This window comes from Methylobacterium sp. JK268 (assembly GCF_054052225.1).
Map to the genome: position 1 here is coordinate 98,618 of NZ_JBSVZN010000025.1, position 15,290 is coordinate 113,907.

The 15,290-nt window shown below is 73.6% G+C and carries 17 protein-coding genes; 9 read left to right on the forward strand and 8 right to left on the reverse strand.

Annotation, left to right across the window (positions count from 1 at the left end):
• Positions 1-63: 63 nt before the first annotated feature.
• The 6 genes from ACW9J6_RS23505 (at position 64) to ACW9J6_RS23530 (ending at position 4,953) form a co-directional block, all read left to right on the forward strand.
• Entirely contained in the window at positions 64-630 is a 567-nt protein-coding gene (locus tag ACW9J6_RS23505) for a Uma2 family endonuclease (protein WP_457118942.1), read from the forward strand.
• 14 nt (positions 631-644) lie between these two features.
• A complete protein-coding gene (locus ACW9J6_RS23510; protein ID WP_457118943.1) occupies positions 645-986 on the forward strand; it encodes a hypothetical protein in 342 nt (113 codons plus the stop codon).
• 19 nt (positions 987-1,005) lie between these two features.
• Entirely contained in the window at positions 1,006-2,397 is a 1,392-nt protein-coding gene (locus tag ACW9J6_RS23515) for an amidase (protein WP_457118944.1), read from the forward strand.
• Between the two features lie 40 nt (positions 2,398-2,437).
• Positions 2,438-4,390: an SDR family NAD(P)-dependent oxidoreductase gene (locus tag ACW9J6_RS23520; RefSeq protein ID WP_457118945.1), complete on the forward strand. Its 1,953-nt coding sequence runs from the start codon at positions 2,438-2,440 to the stop codon at positions 4,388-4,390.
• 97 nt (positions 4,391-4,487) lie between these two features.
• A complete protein-coding gene (locus tag ACW9J6_RS23525; protein ID WP_457118946.1) occupies positions 4,488-4,691 on the forward strand; it encodes a hypothetical protein in 204 nt (67 codons plus the stop codon).
• A 13-nt stretch (positions 4,692-4,704) separates the two neighbouring features.
• Complete coding sequence (locus tag ACW9J6_RS23530; RefSeq protein ID WP_457118947.1) at positions 4,705-4,953, forward strand: hypothetical protein; 249 nt, start codon at positions 4,705-4,707, stop codon at positions 4,951-4,953.
• 104 nt (positions 4,954-5,057) lie between these two features.
• Here ACW9J6_RS23530 and ACW9J6_RS23535 read toward each other — a convergent pair whose 3' ends face one another.
• Together ACW9J6_RS23535 and ACW9J6_RS23540 are read right to left on the reverse strand one after the other, a co-directional pair.
• Positions 5,058-6,260, reverse strand: a complete 1,203-nt coding sequence (locus tag ACW9J6_RS23535) for a diguanylate cyclase (protein WP_457118948.1) — start codon at positions 6,258-6,260, stop codon at positions 5,058-5,060.
• Positions 6,261-6,372: 112 nt separating this feature from the next.
• A complete protein-coding gene (locus tag ACW9J6_RS23540) occupies positions 6,373-7,401 on the reverse strand; it encodes a DUF2865 domain-containing protein (protein ID WP_457118949.1) in 1,029 nt (342 codons plus the stop codon).
• 153 nt (positions 7,402-7,554) lie between these two features.
• On the opposite strand from ACW9J6_RS23540, the gene ACW9J6_RS23545 reads away from it, so the two are divergent.
• Positions 7,555-8,076, forward strand: a complete 522-nt coding sequence (locus tag ACW9J6_RS23545; protein WP_457118950.1) for a CreA family protein — start codon at positions 7,555-7,557, stop codon at positions 8,074-8,076.
• A gap of 10 nt (positions 8,077-8,086) precedes the next feature.
• Here the strand turns inward: ACW9J6_RS23545 and ACW9J6_RS23550 are convergent, their stop codons facing one another.
• A complete protein-coding gene (locus ACW9J6_RS23550; RefSeq protein WP_457118951.1) occupies positions 8,087-8,422 on the reverse strand; it encodes a hypothetical protein in 336 nt (111 codons plus the stop codon).
• A 347-nt stretch (positions 8,423-8,769) separates the two neighbouring features.
• Here ACW9J6_RS23550 and cysS point away from each other — a divergent pair, with 347 nt between their 5' ends.
• On the forward strand, positions 8,770-10,152 hold the full coding sequence (gene cysS / locus ACW9J6_RS23555) for a cysteine--tRNA ligase (protein ID WP_457118952.1): 1,383 nt from the start codon (positions 8,770-8,772) through the stop codon (positions 10,150-10,152).
• Positions 10,153-10,535: 383 nt separating this feature from the next.
• Here cysS and ACW9J6_RS23560 read toward each other — a convergent pair whose 3' ends face one another.
• On the reverse strand, positions 10,536-11,129 hold the full coding sequence (locus ACW9J6_RS23560; protein ID WP_457118953.1) for an LOG family protein: 594 nt from the start codon (positions 11,127-11,129) through the stop codon (positions 10,536-10,538).
• Positions 11,130-11,354: 225 nt separating this feature from the next.
• Between ACW9J6_RS23560 and ACW9J6_RS23565 the strand changes: the two genes are divergently transcribed.
• Positions 11,355-12,710, forward strand: a complete 1,356-nt coding sequence (locus tag ACW9J6_RS23565) for a LysM peptidoglycan-binding domain-containing protein (protein ID WP_457118954.1) — start codon at positions 11,355-11,357, stop codon at positions 12,708-12,710.
• A 7-nt stretch (positions 12,711-12,717) separates the two neighbouring features.
• On the opposite strand, the gene ACW9J6_RS23570 is transcribed toward ACW9J6_RS23565, so the two are convergent.
• The 4 genes from ACW9J6_RS23570 to ACW9J6_RS23585 all read right to left on the reverse strand — a co-directional run bounded on the left by ACW9J6_RS23570 (position 12,718) and on the right by ACW9J6_RS23585 (position 15,059).
• A complete protein-coding gene (locus tag ACW9J6_RS23570) occupies positions 12,718-13,251 on the reverse strand; it encodes a gamma carbonic anhydrase family protein (RefSeq protein WP_457118955.1) in 534 nt (177 codons plus the stop codon).
• 61 nt (positions 13,252-13,312) lie between these two features.
• Positions 13,313-14,014 carry a di-trans,poly-cis-decaprenylcistransferase gene (locus tag ACW9J6_RS23575; protein ID WP_457118956.1) on the reverse strand — a complete coding sequence of 234 codons (702 nt, stop codon included), beginning with the start codon at positions 14,012-14,014 and terminating at the stop codon, positions 13,313-13,315.
• A 69-nt stretch (positions 14,015-14,083) separates the two neighbouring features.
• Positions 14,084-14,446, reverse strand: a complete 363-nt coding sequence (locus ACW9J6_RS23580; RefSeq protein WP_457118957.1) for a transcriptional regulator — start codon at positions 14,444-14,446, stop codon at positions 14,084-14,086.
• Entirely contained in the window at positions 14,439-15,059 is a 621-nt protein-coding gene (locus ACW9J6_RS23585) for a hypothetical protein (protein ID WP_457118958.1), read from the reverse strand. The genes ACW9J6_RS23580 and ACW9J6_RS23585 overlap by 8 nt, the downstream gene beginning before the upstream one ends.
• Between the last annotated feature and the right edge of the window lie 231 nt (positions 15,060-15,290).

Genomic DNA, 15,290 nt, shown 5'->3' on the forward strand with positions numbered 1-15,290 from the left:
GCCGCCGCAGGCTGTCGCGCTTCCCCGCCCGGTGCTAGCATCGCGTCACGGACGGGAGCCACGATGTCCCTCGCGCTGCGCCGCGAGCCGCGGATGCGGTTCGCCGACTTCCTCGCCATGATCCGGGCGCGCCCCGACGCGGAGCGCTGGGAACTCCTCGACGGCGAGCCCGTGCTGATGGCGCCGCCGAGCGAGCGCCACCAGCAGATCGTGAGTAATCTGGTCCGGGCGGTCGGGCCGCTCGCCGACCGGCTCGGCTGCCGCGCCCTGCCCGGGCTCGGTCTGCGCAACGATTTCGCGGACGACTTCGCGCCGATCCCCGACCTCGTGGTGCGCTGCGGGCCGCTCTCGGCGGACGGCTACGCCCGCGATCCCCTGGTGGTGGCGGAGGTGCTGTCGCCCTCCACCATGCACAACGACCGCGGCCGCAAGGCCGCGTTCTATCAGTCGCTCCAGACGCTGCGGACCTTCCTGATCGTCTATTCGGACGAGCCGCGGGTGGAGGTCTGGTCGCGCGGCAATGCCCCGGATTGGACGCCGCGCGTGCTCGGGCTCGACGACACCATCGACCTGCCGGATCTCGGCGGCCGCGTGCCGGTCGCGGCTCTCTACGCCGGCATCTTCACCTGAGCGCGGATCGGCCCTTGCCCCATTTCGACGAATTCTACGCCAACAAGCTGCGCGGCACCCTCGGCGTGACGGATGCCGAATCGGTCCTCGACCTGCGCGGCTCGGCCCGGGCGAAGGCGGAGGCCTCGCTCACCGACATGCTGGAACGCAGCCGCTTCGCCAAGGGCAAGACCGTGGCGGTGCGCCTCGACGCGCCGGTCCCGGGCGGCGGCGAGACCCTGTTCCAGCCGATCGGGCGGCTGCTGCTGGAGGCCAAGCGCCGCGGCTGGGTCGAGCGGCTGCAGACCCTGCCGGCCCAGGACGGGCTCGGCTTCTACGTGGCGCTCGCCGGCAAGCCGGCCCGGGAGGGCGCATGACACCGAACCGCGAGACACGATGACCGAGTCCCTGGCCGACCTCACCGCCACCGACCTCCTCACCCTCTACGCCGCGCGCGACCTCTCCCCCGTCGAGGTGCTGGAGGCGGTGATTGCGCGCGCGGAGGCGCGCGAGCCGGATCTGCGCGCCTTCTATCTGACGACCTACGACGAGGCCCGCGCGGCGGCCCGCGCCTCCGAGGAACGCTGGCGTCGCGGCGAGGCGCTCCCCCTCGACGGCGTGCCGGCCACCATCAAGGAGAACATCGCCACCCGCGGCGTGCCGATGCCTCTCGGCACCGCCGCCCGCCGCGACGCGCCCCCGAGTGCCGAGGACGCGCCCTCCGCCGCCCGCCTGCGCGAGGCCGGGGCGCTCCTCTTCGCCCGCACCACCATGCCGGATTACGGCATGCTGTCGTCGGGCCTCTCCAGCATCCACCCGCTGTCCCGCAACCCCTGGGACCGGACGAAGACGCCGGGCGGCTCCTCGGCCGGCGCGGGCGCCGCCGCGGCGGCCGGCTACGGGCCGCTGCATCTCGGCACCGATATCGGCGGCTCGATCCGCCTGCCCGCCGGCTGGTGCGGCATCGTCGGGCTCAAGCCGAGCAACGGGCGCGTGCCGGTGGACCCGCCCTATTTCGGCCGCTGCGCCGGGCCGATGACCCGCAGCGTCGCCGACGCGGCGCTCGCCATGCGCGAACTCAGCCGCCCCGACCACCGCGACGGCACGGCCCTGCCCCCCGCCACCCTCGACTGGCTCGCCCTCGACGGGCTCGACCCGAAGGGCCTGCGGCTCGGCCTCCTCCTCGACGCGGGCGTCGGCCTGCCCCTCGATCCCGCATCGCGCGCGGTGATCGAGGAGGCCGCCGCCCGCCTCGAAGGGGCCGGCGCCGTGGTCGAGCCGGTGGCGCCCTTCCTCACCCGGGCGATGCTGGACGGGCTCGACACGTTCTGGCGCCAGCGCGCCTGGAGCGACATCGGCGCGCTCAGCCCTGAGCGGCGCGAGGCGGTGCTGCCCTTCATCCGGCGCTGGGCGGAGGCCGCCGAAGGAGTGAGCGGGGCCGCGGTCTTCGCGGGCCTGACCCAGATGGCGGTGATCCGCGACGCGGCGCTCGCCGCGATCCGCCCCTTCGACTTCCTGATCGCGCCCGTCGCGCCGGTCCCGGCCTTCCCGGCGGAGCTCGCCTCTCCGACGGACGATCCGAGCCGCCCCTTCGAGCATATCGGCTTCACGGTGGCCTTCAACATGTCCGAGCAGCCGGCGATCTCGGTGCCCGCCGGGATGACGCCGGAGGGATTGCCGGTCGGGCTGCAGATCGTCGGGCATCGCTTCGACGATCTCGGCGTGCTGCGCCTCGCCCGGGTGGTCGAGAGGCTGCGCCCGCCCCTGCCGCCCTTCCCCGCGCGTTGACACCACGGGAAGCCGGGCCGATACCCGCGCCGGCTTCCCCATGCGCAGACCGACCCTCAAGAGCACGGCGATCCTCGCCCACGACCTCGTGGCGACGGCGCTCGCCGTCACCCTCACCTTCCTGATCCGCTTCGACGGGGAGCGGCTGGCGGAGCGGATCGCGCACGTGCCGGTGCTGCTGCCGCCCTTCGTGGCCTATGCGGGGCTGGTCTACCGCGCCTTCGGCCTCTACCGCACCAAGTGGCGCTTCGCCTCGCTGCCCGACCTCGCCGCCATGGTCCGGGCGGTGGCGGTGCTGACGCTGTCGCTGCTGCTCCTCGACTACGTCCTGGTCTCGCCCTCCCTGTTCGGGATCTACTTCTTCGGCAAGATCGCGATCGGGCTCTACTTCGTCCTGCAGCTCTTCCTGCTCGGCGGACCGCGCCTCGCCTTCCGCTACCTGAAGTACAGCCGCTCGCGCCAGAGCCATGCCCGCGCCGCCACGACGCCGACCCTGCTCCTCGGGCGCGGCGCCGACATCGAGGTGGTGCTGCGCGCCATCGAGGCCGGGACGGTGAAGAAGCTCTCGCCCCAGGGCATCCTCTCGCCCCGGGCCGAGGAGACGGGCGAGCAGCTGCGCGGCGTGCCGGTGCTCGGCGCCCTCACCGACCTGGAGCGGGTGGTGGCGGACCTCGCCGCCCGCGGCGTTCCGGTGCGGCGCCTCGTGGCGACCCCGAGCGCCCTCGTCCCCGAGGCCGATCCGGACGCGCTCCTCGCCCGCGCCCGCCGGCTCGGCCTGCCGCTGGCCCGGGTGGCGAGCCTCGGCGAGGGCTTGCGCGACGCGGAACTCGCGCCCCTCGAGATCGAGGACCTGCTGCTGCGCCCGACCGTCCCGATCGACCGCCCGCGGCTGGAGCGGTTCCTCGCCGGCCAGCGCGTCGTGGTGACGGGCGGCGGCGGCTCGATCGGCTCGGAGATCTGCGCCCGCGCCGTCGCCTTCGGCGCCGCGTCGCTCCTCGTCCTGGAGAACTCGGAGCCCGCCCTGCACGGGGTCCTCACGCGGCCGGCCCTCACCGAGGGCGAGACCGCGGTGACGGGGGTCATCGCCGACATCCGCGACCGCGAGCGGCTCTTCGCGGTGCTGCGCGACTTCCGCCCCGACGCGGTCTTCCACGCGGCCGCGCTCAAGCAGGTGCCCTACCTGGAGCGCGACTGGAGCGAGGGGATCAAGACCAACGTCTTCGGCTCGGTGAACGTCGCCGACGCGGCGCTCGCCGCGGGCGCCCGGGCACTGGTGATGATCTCCACCGACAAGGCGATCGAGCCGGTCTCGCAGCTCGGTGTCACCAAGCGCTTCGCCGAGATGTACGCCCAGGCCCTCGACGCGGCGGGGGGCACGGCGCGGCTCGTGGCGGTGCGCTTCGGCAACGTGCTGGGCTCGGTCGGGTCGGTGGTGCCGGTGTTCAAGGCGCAGATCGCCCGGGGCGGCCCGGTGACGGTCACGCATCCCGACATGGTGCGCTACTTCATGACCGTGCGCGAAGCCGCCGACCTCGTGCTCACCGCGGCCTCGCACGCGGATCGCGAGGGCCGCGACCCGCAGGCCGGCGACCAGCGCGCCGCCGTCTACGTGCTGAAGATGGGCCAGCCGGTGCGCATCCGCGACCTCGCCGAGCGGATGATCCGCCTCGCCGGCTTCGAGCCCGGGACCGACATCGAGGTCGCGGTGACCGGCGCGCGGCCCGGCGAGCGCCTCAACGAGATCCTGTTCGCCCGCGACGAGCCGATGGTGAACCTCGACGGCATCGAGGGGGTGATGGCGGCCAAGCCGATCTTCGCCGACCGGGCGCAACTCGAGAACTGGCTGGCGCGCCTGCGCGCCGCGGTGGCAGAGGACGACCGCGCGGCGGCCGAAGCGGTCTTCGCCGAGGCGGTGCCGGATTTCGCGCGCCGACCGGGAGCGCCGGAGCCGGCCCTCCCGCCCGCGATCGCGCCCTCGCGCGTCGGCACCTGACCGCGGAGCCCGCCGCCTCCTTCGAACGGAGGATGTGCCGGCCCGAGGATCCGCCCAACGTCGTACGACGTTCGTCGCATACACGGAGGCGATGGGGATGACGACGCTCTCGCGGTGGATCCTCGACCAGGACGCCCTCGTGATCCTGTGCGCCCTGGTCTTCTCCCTCGCCCTCGCCGGGTCGCTGGACGCGTTGGCCTCGAACCGGATCTTCCGAAACCCGAACGAAGGCGGCGCGCTCCCGCTCCGAAGCGGCTGCGCGACCACCCCCATGGGCGACGTCGCCTTCTGCCACCCGTAGGGAGCCCGGACGGGTGGCGCTGCGTGATGCTCACCGGCGCGCCGGCAGAGCAGTCACGATCACTCACTGTCAGGAGACGACCATCCCGAAGCTGACATTGTTCGCGGCCGCCTTCGCGCTCGCCGCCGCCGCTTTCGTCGCCACCATGCTGACCAGCCCGCCTCGCTCGGAGGCGGCGGCGATCGCCGGCGCCCCGCGGCCGGACACGGCGGCGGGCGACGATTACTTCGCCGCGTTCGGGGCCTTCGGCGTCTCGCCGTAGGCGCGCGACGCGAGAGCACCGTCGCGCGAGGTGGTCACCGGCTCGCCTGAGGACGATGCGATCACCGAGAACGCGCGAAGTGGGGCGCCGCCGACGCGGTCGCGTCAGCAGCCCGCTTCGCGCAGGCGCGGCCGATCGTCCTCGATCCTACACAGGAAGCCCGGCTCGGCGACCTCGACCCGGTTCCGGCCGAGTGCCTTCGCCCGGTAGAGCGCCCGGTCGGCGCGCGCCAGGAGGTCCGCAAGGCCCTCCCGGCCGGTGTCCCGCTCGGCCACCCCGATGCTGACCGTCGCCGCGAGTCCGGCGGCGCCGACGCGCCCGACCTCCTCGGCGAAACCGCGCGCGAGGGCCTCCGCCACGCCCTGCGCGGCGCGGGTCGCGTGCCCGGGCAGGAGGAGGGCGAATTCCTCGCCGCCGAGCCGGCCGGCGATCGCCCCCGGCCCGGCAACCCGCCGCGCTGTCTCCGCGAACGCGGCGAGCACCGCGTCGCCGACGGCGTGGCCGTGGTGGTCGTTGATCGTCTTGAAGTGGTCGAGATCGGCGGCGAGGAGCGCCAGCGGCTCCTGTTGCGGCGCGGCGAGGGCCGCCTCCGCCTGCGCGAAGAACCCGTGCCGATTGGCGAGGCCGGTGAGGTGGTCGGTGCGCGACAGGGCGAGGAGGTCGCCCTGTGCCTCCTCCCGGACCAGGGCCAGGAACGCCATCGGCATGGCCACCGCGTAGAGCGCGGCCTCGTACATCGTGACCCGCGCGACGAGGGCGAGGAGGTCGTCGCCATACAGACCGGCAAGCACCGGCACCAGCGCCCCGCGCGCCAGGTAGAACAGGCCGTGCCCGGCCGAGATCGCGACCGCGATCGGGAGCGAGCGCAGGCCCCGCAGCGCAGGGCTGCGCCGGAGCGTCCGGGCGGTAAGCCCGCAGATCACCGCGATCGGGAGGGAGCCGACGTGGTTCCAGAACGCCTGCGGATAATGCACGCCGATCAGGGCCCAGGTGAGGGCGAGGGCGGCGACCGCGGCCGCCGACCAACCGGGCCGTCCCGGGCCGTCGAAACGGGCGGCGCCGTGCAGCACCGTGAGGTAACCCGACACCATCACGAGGTTGGTGAGGGCCGATCCGCTCGCACCCGGCAAGAGGCCGCGGTTCAGGCCGATGACGCAGCCCGCGGCGAAGACCAGCAAGCTGCCGCCGAGACATGCCAGTTCCCGCGCGCGCCGGGGATGTGCCTGCCGCTCCCACAGCACCAGCGCGGCCGAGACGAGCAGCGTCCCGACCGTGAGGTACCAGAGGGTGTGGAGGTCGATCTGCATCGCTCTCGTCGCGCACCGTGATCAGCACGTCGCAGAACTATGCCGAAATTCCTTTATAACAGTTCTTCGACGATGTGACGGTCGCCGAAATGCGATTGACGGAGGCCTTGCCTTAAGGCGTCGCGATGGGCGCCGGTCCGGCCCCGCCGCCCGCGGGCGCCGCGGCCTGAAGCCCCTCGCCGCGGGCGGCCAAGGGCACCGGGATGATCGTCGGCGCGATCACGCGCACGGCCGGCTTCTCGTCGGAGGCCGGCTTGGGCACCGCGGGCGCCTCGCTGCCGGGCGGCTCCTCCAGGCCGGCGCGGGCCGCCGCGGAGGCCGCGATGGTGGCGGCGGCCCGGTCGGCGCGGCCGACCAGCGTCAGGCGGACCTTCGGCCGCGACAGCGCCTCGGCCTGGGCCGGGGTGACGAAGATGTCGCCCTTGTGCTGGACCAGCATGCTCTCGGCCTTCACCAGCGCCTGCGCCCAGGTCTGGTTCTCGCCCCGGCAGGAGCAGTTCGGCACGAAGCTCTTCTGGAACTTGAAGGCGTTCGGCAGGGCCGCGTAGGCGCGCCGGGTCTGGACCGCGGCCGCGTCCTTGAGGCCGGCATCGTTCGGGGGCATCGAGTAGGCCGCCGCCTCGGTCCCGGGGCAGAGGGCGTGGCACATCTCGTCGGCGCCCTCGCGACCATCCGGCAGGTTCGGCATCGGGAAGTAGCCGCCGTCGCAGAGCCGCACGCAGATCACCTGCGAGCCGCCGCGGGCGAGGCCGTCCGCGACCCTCTGGGGCTGCTGCAGCCCGGTGCAGGCGTCCTTCACGGCGGCGACGAGCTGCTCGCGGCGGGCCTGGGCCACCTGGGTGTTGCCGGCCCCGTAGCCGGCGTTGAGCGCCCGGATCTGCTGCTCGACCTGGGCGCATTGCGGGGGCCGCATGTCGAAGAACAGGAAGCGCCCGCCCTCGCAGCCGATCGAGTTGCGGTAGGCCACGAGGCGCTGGATCTCCTCCACCTGCCCGCGGCTGGAATCCCGCTGCAGATTGGCGAGCTCGGCACGGAAGCGCTGGCAGGCGGCGGCGTTCGGCTCGGCCCGGGCGCCCTGAACGAGGGCGACCGCGGCAACGATCCCGGCGAGGCACCGGGCGAGCAGGCGGGACAGCGTCATGGGGGTCCGACGAGGGTCTGACAGGGGGGCCGCAGGGCGGCGGACCGGCGGCGTCCCGCACCGACGCAGCGAGACTTGGCTGTTCTACCCGCCCTGGCCGCCGGGCGACAGCCATCCTACATACGGGAACGGTCTTTTCGAGGGGATCGAGGAATGGTGTGGCGTCCGGGTCTCAGGCTGGCGGTCCTGGCGATCGCGTCGATCGCAAGTCTGGCGAGCGCCGCGCGGGCACAGGAGCCCGACCGGATCTTCGACAAGTCGACGGTGTGGCGCCCGCTGACGCCGAACGACAAGCTCGTCGTCTACGGCATCGACGATCCGGACGTTGCGGGCGTGGCCTGCCACTACACGCTGCCGGAGCGCGGCGGCATCAAGGGAACGCTCGGCCTCGCCGAGCAGGTCTCGGACATCTCCCTGGCGTGCCGGCAGGTCGGACCGGTCCAGATCAAGCGCAAGCTCTCGCAGGGCGAGGTCGTGTTCAGCGAGCGCCGCTCGCTGATCTTCAAGAGCATGCAGATCGTCCGGGGCTGCGACGCCAAGCGCAACACCCTGGTCTACATGGTGTATTCCGACAAGCTGATCGAGGGTTCGCCCAAGAACTCGACCTCGACCGTGCCGCTGATGCCCTGGGGCACCGAGCCGCCGCCGAAATGCGGGGACTTCCTGAAGGGCTGAAGGCGCGGCCTCAATCCTTGCAGGTGATGCGGATCGGGCGCTCGGCCGGCCGGGTCACCGGGACCGCCGGGGCGTCGATCGCGCCCGTGTACTCGTCCTGCGCGGCGACCCCGAAGCCGCCCGCCTTGGCGAAGCCCTGGGACTCGCACCACGCGTCGGCGACCACCTGGCCGCACTCGCCGCTGCCGACGCTGAGGCACTCGGCGACGCCGTAGCCGTCGCTCGACGGGATCAGGAAGGTCTTCTCCACACCGGGCGCCGTCGCACCGTCCGTTCCGGCCGCCCGGACGGGGGCGGCGGTCGCGAGGAGACCGATGAGGCCGAGGACGGCGAGGGAGCGACGCATGGAGGTGCCTTCCGGATCGGAGACTTTGGGGACCGACACTCGAAGGGGTCGGTAAACAAAACCTTTACGCGGACGAGGCGCGGCCCCGGAGCGGGCGCCGGTTCAGGGGGTTGGACCGCTTGCGGTCCGTCCCTTCGCCGGCTGCTCGAAAACCGCGCGGAATTGGGCTAACCCGGTTCGGCCGCCCGCGGCGTCTCGCGGCTGCAACAGCGCGCGGAAACGGATCGGACACCCCGGCCCGCCCCGGGCGCGGTTCGGACCCCGGGATGCGCGGCGGCTCAAGATGTTACGTGCCGGACCGGACAGCGTGGCCGGAATCCCGCGCCGGCCGAGGGAGCAGGTGTTTCATGGCCCCGTTGTTGCGCCTCTACAACACGCTCACCCGGGCCAAGGAGCCGTTCGCGCCGATCGACCCGGCGAACGTGCGCGTCTACGCCTGCGGGCCGACGGTCTACGACGCGGCCCATATCGGCAATGGCCGGCCGATCATCGTCTTCGACCTGCTGTTCCGGCTCCTGCGCCACCTCTACGGACCCGGCGCGGTCACCTACGTCCGCAACGTCACGGACGTGGACGACAAGATCAACGCACGGGCGGCCGAGCGGGGGATCTCGATCCGGGAGCTCACGGACGGCACGCTCGCGGCCTTCCACGCGGATCTGCGCAAGCTCGGCGTGCTGATGCCCGAGGACGTGAACCGGCCGGGGGAGCGCCCCGCCTTCGTCGAGCCGCGGGCCACCGACCACATCCGCGAGATGGCGGAGATGATCGCGCGGCTCGTCGCGTCGGGCCACGCCTACGTGGCCGAGGACCACGTCCTGTTCGACGTGCCCTCGATGCCGGATTACGGCGCCCTCTCGAAGCGGCCCCTCGACGAGATGGAGGCCGGCGCGCGGGTCGACGTGGCGCCCTACAAGCGCTCGCCGCTCGACTTCGTGCTCTGGAAGCCCTCGAAGCCCGGCGAGCCGTCCTGGCCCTCGCCCTGCGGGATCGCGGCGCCGGGGCGGCCGGGCTGGCACATCGAGTGCTCGGCGATGTCGTGGACGCATCTCGGGGAGACCTTCGACATCCACGCGGGCGGCATCGACCTCGTCTTCCCGCACCACGAGAACGAGGTGGCGCAGTCGCGCTGCTGCTTCGGCACGCCGGTGATGGCCAATGTCTGGCTGCACAACGGCTTCCTGCAGGTCGAGGGCGACAAGATGTCGAAGTCGCTCGGCAACTTCGTCACCCTGCGCGAGGTGCTGGCCGACTGGCCGGGCGAGGTGGTGCGGCTCGCGATGCTGCGCAGCCACTACCGCCAGCCGATCGACTGGACTTTGCGCGCCCTGGAGGAGGCGAGCCGGACCCTGGAGCGCTGGAGCGAGGCGGTGGGCGACGTCGCCCCGGCGCCCGACGTGCCGGAGAGCGTGCGCGACGCGCTCCTCGACGACCTCAACACGCCGGCGGCCCTGGGCGAGCTGCACCAGCTGCAGGATCCGGCGGCGCTCAAGGCCGGGGCCGGGCTGATGGGCCTGCTCGGGGCGACCCTCTCGGCGCGGCGGGAGGCGGCGGTGGCGGCCGCGGGCGTGGATGTCGGGCGGGTCGAGCAGCTCATCGCCGAGCGCAAGGCCGCCCGCGCGGCGCGCAACTGGGCGGAATCCGACCGGCTGCGCGACGCGCTCGCGGCGATGCGGGTCACGCTCAAGGACAACAAGGACGGGACGACGACCTGGACGGTGGAGGGGTGAGGGCGGCGGGCGCCTGAACCCTCCCCCCTCTGCGGGCTCGCGGCTTCACACGTTCGGGCGTGCCCATGGCTGTCCGGGGCAAATCCAAGGCCCCTTCGAATACGCCTTGTCTCCGAAAAAATGATGTTTCGACAACGGACACCGCCAGTCCAGCTCACGCGGGATCCCCTCTCCCGAGTGGGAGAGGGGCAGGGGTGAGGGTGGCTCGGGTTCAGCAAGTGGACTGAACCGTCGAGCAACCAGCGGCACGGTTGTGTCTTCTTGCTGAGACCGAGCCACCCTCACCCCCGACCCCTCTCCCACTCGGGAGAGGGGAGAAGTGCCACGCATTTTCCCGGACAGCCCTGCCGCTTGCGGGGAAGCGTGGCGGGCGCGCGCTCCCCTCAGAACCGCTCCTCGATCAGCGCCTCCGCCTCCGGCCGGGCCGGCCGCGCCCGGAGCGCGTCCTCGAGCATCGGGATCACCGCCTCGGGCCGCTCGGCCACGAGGTAGTTGAGGTCGAGCCCCTCCCGGATGAAGCCCTTGGCGCGCATGTGGTCGATGAGCGCGAGGAGCGGCGCCCAGAAGCCCGCCACCGACAGGAGCAGGATCGGCTTGGTGTGCTGGCCGAGCTGCGCCCAGGTCATCTGCTCGACCAGCTCCTCCAGCGTGCCGATGCCGCCGGGGAGCGCCACGAAGGCGTCCGAGCGGTCGAACATCAGGCGCTTGCGGGTGTGCATGTCCGAGACGACGATCGTCTCCTGGACGTCGTCGAGCATCCGCTCGCGCGACTTCAGGAAGTCCGGGATGATGCCCGTGACGTGGCCCCCCGCGTCGAGCACCGCCCGGGCCACCGTGCCCATCAGGCCGACATTGCCGCCGCCATAGACGAGGCCGATCCCGGCCTCGGCCAGGGTGCGGCCGAGGACCTGGGCGGCGTCCCGGAACACCGGATCGGCGCCGAAGCCCGAGCCGCAATACACGCATACCGTCCGCATCAAAGCTCCGCGCCGTTCCGCTGCGTCACCGGATCCCGGACCGTCCGGGCGCAGCCCGTCGCACGGAGCAAGATCCGGTCCCAAGATCCCGTCAAAGGACGAAAGCCCCCGCAGCTTGGTGTCTTCCGGACATGCCTGATAGTATGGCGGGGTTCGACCGGGGTTGTCGACCAGGAGGCGAATGGCCGCGCCGGTGCGGAGCCGGCGCCACAGGAGTGAAACGCCATGACGGCGGAGTTGCGGCGGGGCGTGGTTCTCGCGGGGATCGGGCTCGCGGGCGGGATCGCGCTCATCGGTGTGGTGACGAGCGGGACCCGCCTGCTGACCACCGGCCGGGCACCGGAGACCGCCGCGCCCGCGCCGTCGGAGCGCCCGCCCGCCCCCGCGGCGGCCCTCTCGCCCGCGCCGACCCCGCCGCCGGCCGAAGCGCCGCGCGTCCCGCGCTTCGACGTGATCCGCGTCGAGCCCTCGGGCGAGAGCGTGATGGCCGGCCGCGCGGCGCCGGGATCCGAGGTCGAGCTGCTGCGGAACGGCGAGGTGCTGGCCCGCGCCACGGCCGATGCGGCCGGGCAGTTCGCGCTCCTGCCCCCCGCCCTGCCGCCCGGCAGCCACGAGATCCGCCTGCGCAGCGTGGCGCCGGACGGGAAGCGGACGGGAGGCCCCGAGAGCGTCGTCGTGGCGGTCGCCCCGGACCGCGCCACGAAGCCCCTCGTCGCCGTGACGGCGCCCGGCCAGCCGACCGCGGTGCTCTCGCAGCCGGACGAGCCGGCGCGCGCGGCCTCCTCCGCGAGCCCGCCCGCCCTCGCCTCCCGCGAAGGGCCCGGGGCGTCGGCGGAACAGCCGCCCGCAGCCCCGGCCGCGACGGCGCCGATCCGCATCGCCAGCGTCGACGCGGAGGCGGGCGGCAAGCTCTTCGTGAGCGCGCAGGGCGCGCCGCAGGCGAGCGTGCGGCTCTACCTCAACGATACGCTGGTCGCCCCCGGCCGGGCCGGGCCGGACGGCCGCATCGCCTTCGCGATCGGGCGCGGCGTGCGCCCCGGCGAGTACCGCGTGCGGATCGACCAGGTCGACCCGGCGACCGGGATGGTGAAGACCCGCTCCGAGGTGAACTTCGCGGTCCCGCCCTCCCTCGACGCGGCCGCTGCCGAGGCGAGGCCGCAGCCCGGCCCGCCGTCCCGGCCCGCCCGCCCGGCGGAACAGGCCCGGGCGCCCGCCCCCGTCCCACAGCCCCACCGCGAGGCCTCGGCGGCCGCGCCCGTCCCCGCGCCGCGTCCGGTCCCGGCCACGCCCGCCGTCGATGCCGCCGTGGCGCCCGCGGCACCCGCCGTTGCCGAACTGGCGCAGGATCGCGGCCGGGAGCCGGGCACCGTGTTCGTGACCGCGGTCAGCACCGCCACGGTGGCCCGCGGCGACAATCTCTGGAGCATCAGCCGCAAGGCCTATGGGCGCGGCGTGCGCTACACGGTGATCTTCGGCGCCAACCAGGCGCAGATCCGCAACCCCAACCGGATCTATCCGGGCCAGGTCTTCGTCCTGCCGGGCGAAGCGACCCAGGCCGCCGGGAGCGAGAAGCGGGGCTGAGGCCCGGCTACGGCGCGAGCGGCCGCAAGCCGGCCGCGTAGAGCCGCCCGTTGGCGACGTAGCGCTCGGCCGCGCGCCGCAGCCCCGCCACGGCCGCCTCGTCCAGGCTGCGCACGGCCTTGGCGGGGGCGCCGACGATCAGGCTGTTGTCGGGAAACACCTTGCCCTCGGTGACGAGCGCGTTCGCCCCGACCAGGCAGTTGCGGCCGATCCGGGCGCCGTTGAGGAGGGTCGCCCCCATGCCCACGAGGGAGTTCGATCCCACCGTGCAGCCATGGACGATCGCGCGGTGGCCGACCGTGACGCCCTCCCCGATCTCCACCGGGAAGCCCGGGTCGGTGTGCAGCACCGCCCCGTCCTGGATGTTGCTGCGGTCGCCGATCCGGATCGGCTCGTTGTCGCCCCGCAGCACCGCCGCGAACCAGATGCTGACGTCCAGCCCGAGTTCCACCTGGCCCATCACCTGGGCGTCGGGCGCGATCCAGACCCGGGCCGGGTCCGCGAGGTGGGGAACGAGGGCGTCGAGGGCGTAGAGCGGCATGGCGGTCCCGATACTGCGATCCTGCCCGCCCTTCTACCCGAGCCGGCGCGGCCCGCCAGCCTCAGGCGGCCTCCGGCACCGGCCCGAGGCCGCCGAAGCGACGCTCGCGCCGCGCGAACTCGCCGAGCGCCGCCGCGAGATCCTCCGGCCCGAAATCCGGCCACATCCGGTCGCTGAAATGCAGTTCCGCGTAGGCGCATTCCCAGAGCAGGAAGTCCGAGAGCCGCTTCTCGCCGCCCGAGCGGATCATCAGGTCGACGTCCGGCGCCCCCCCGCCGAGCCGCCGCCCGAAGGCCTCGCGGCCCTCGCAGGGCCCGGCGGCGGCGGCCGCCAGGATCGCGTCGCGGGCCGAGTAATCGACGGCAATGCGCAGGTGCAGGCGGTCGCCCCCTGCGGTGGCGGCCTCCGCCCGCGCCAGGGCGTCGGGCAGCCCACCGGGCAGCCGGTCGCGGCGGCCGATCACGCTGAGCCGGGTGCCGGTGCGGGCGAGCCGCGCCGTCTCGTGGCGCAGGTAGCGGCGCAGCAGGCCCATCAGGGCCGCGACCTCCGCGGTCGGGCGCCGCCAATTGTCCGCCGAGAAGGCGAAGAGTGTGAGCGTGCCGACGCCGAGGTCCGGCGCCGCCTCGGCCACCCGGCGGATCGCCTCCACCCCGGCCCGGTGCCCGGCCGTCCGCGGCAGGCCGCGGGCCGTCGCCCAGCGCCCGTTGCCGTCCATGATCACGGCGACGTGCAGGCCGCCTTCGCGGGCGCAAGTACTTTGCATGACAAAGTCTCCGGGCGACGGGTCTTGCGTGAGGGTGGTCAGAATGGACCGGACGGGTTAGCGAAGTCTTCAGGGCCGCGAGGCGCCCAGGGCGGCCGGGGCTTCGTCCACCGCCCGGGCGGCGTCGCGAACCACCTGCTCCAGCACGCCCAGATACTCGACGAAGCGCCGTCGCCCGTCGGGGGTCAGGCGGCAGACCGTCTGCGGCCGGTTCTGGGCGTAGCCCTTGCGCAGGGCGACGAGCCCGGCCTCCTGGAGGACCTGCAGGTGGCGGCTGAGGTTGCCGTCGGTGAGGCCGCAGAGTTGCTTCAGGTCGGCGAAGTTGAGGCCGTCGGCATGGGTCGCGAGCGAGGTGAGGACGCTCAGGCGCGCCCGCTCGTGGATGACCCGGTCGAGGCCCTCGTAGGAGAAGCGTCCGGTCGGCTCAGCCATCGGCATCCCGGCAGGTCCGGTGGAGGATGAGGGCGAGGAGCACCTGCCCGACACCGAAGGGCAGGCCCATGGCCCAGGGCGACAGGGCCCGCGTCTCGGCGGCGAGCGCGAGGCCCGCGAGGCCGGCGAGGAGGTACCACGCCCCCGCCAGGGAGACGGCGCGGGGCAGCGTGCGGGTGGCGGCGAACAGGCCGAGGCTCACGAAGACCTGCCACAGCCCCGGCAGCAGCCAGAGGCTGTCGGGCGCGACCCGGGCGAGGACAACGGCCACCAGGGCGCCCGTCGCCAGGGAGGGCAGCACCTGCTCCACCGCCGCGGCGATCATCGCGTCGGCGAGGCCGGAATGCAGCCGGCGCGAGCGGGTGACCGCCTCGACCCCGATCATTCCCAGGGCCAGCGCCGCCACGGCGATCCAGAACAAGAAGTAGGCGAGCGCCCCGGCGGGGGAGAGCCAGACCGCCTGGAGAGCGGCGGCGATGAGGGCGAGCCCGCCGGTCGCCGCGATCGTGGCGGGTCCGAGGCCGCGGAAATGCGTGTCGCGGGCGATCTGGCTGCGGATCGCCACGATGTCCGCCAGCGCCTGGTCGAGGTCCCGGTCCGTCCGGTGCCGCATCGCTCCCGTCGCCCCTGCTGCCCGCCCTCGGATCCGACGAGCTTTGCAGTGCAAAGTACGCGAGCCTCCAGTGCCCGGCAAGCGGTTTCGCGGCCGTTCTCGAGGCCGTGGGGCAGCAGAAAAATCCCCGCCGGCGGGGGGCACGGCGGGGATGGTCGAGGTGTCGCTTGTTGAAAGCGCTGCCAAGAGTAGCGGGTCCCGCCCCGTTGTCCAGCCCGCCGGTCCGGCCGG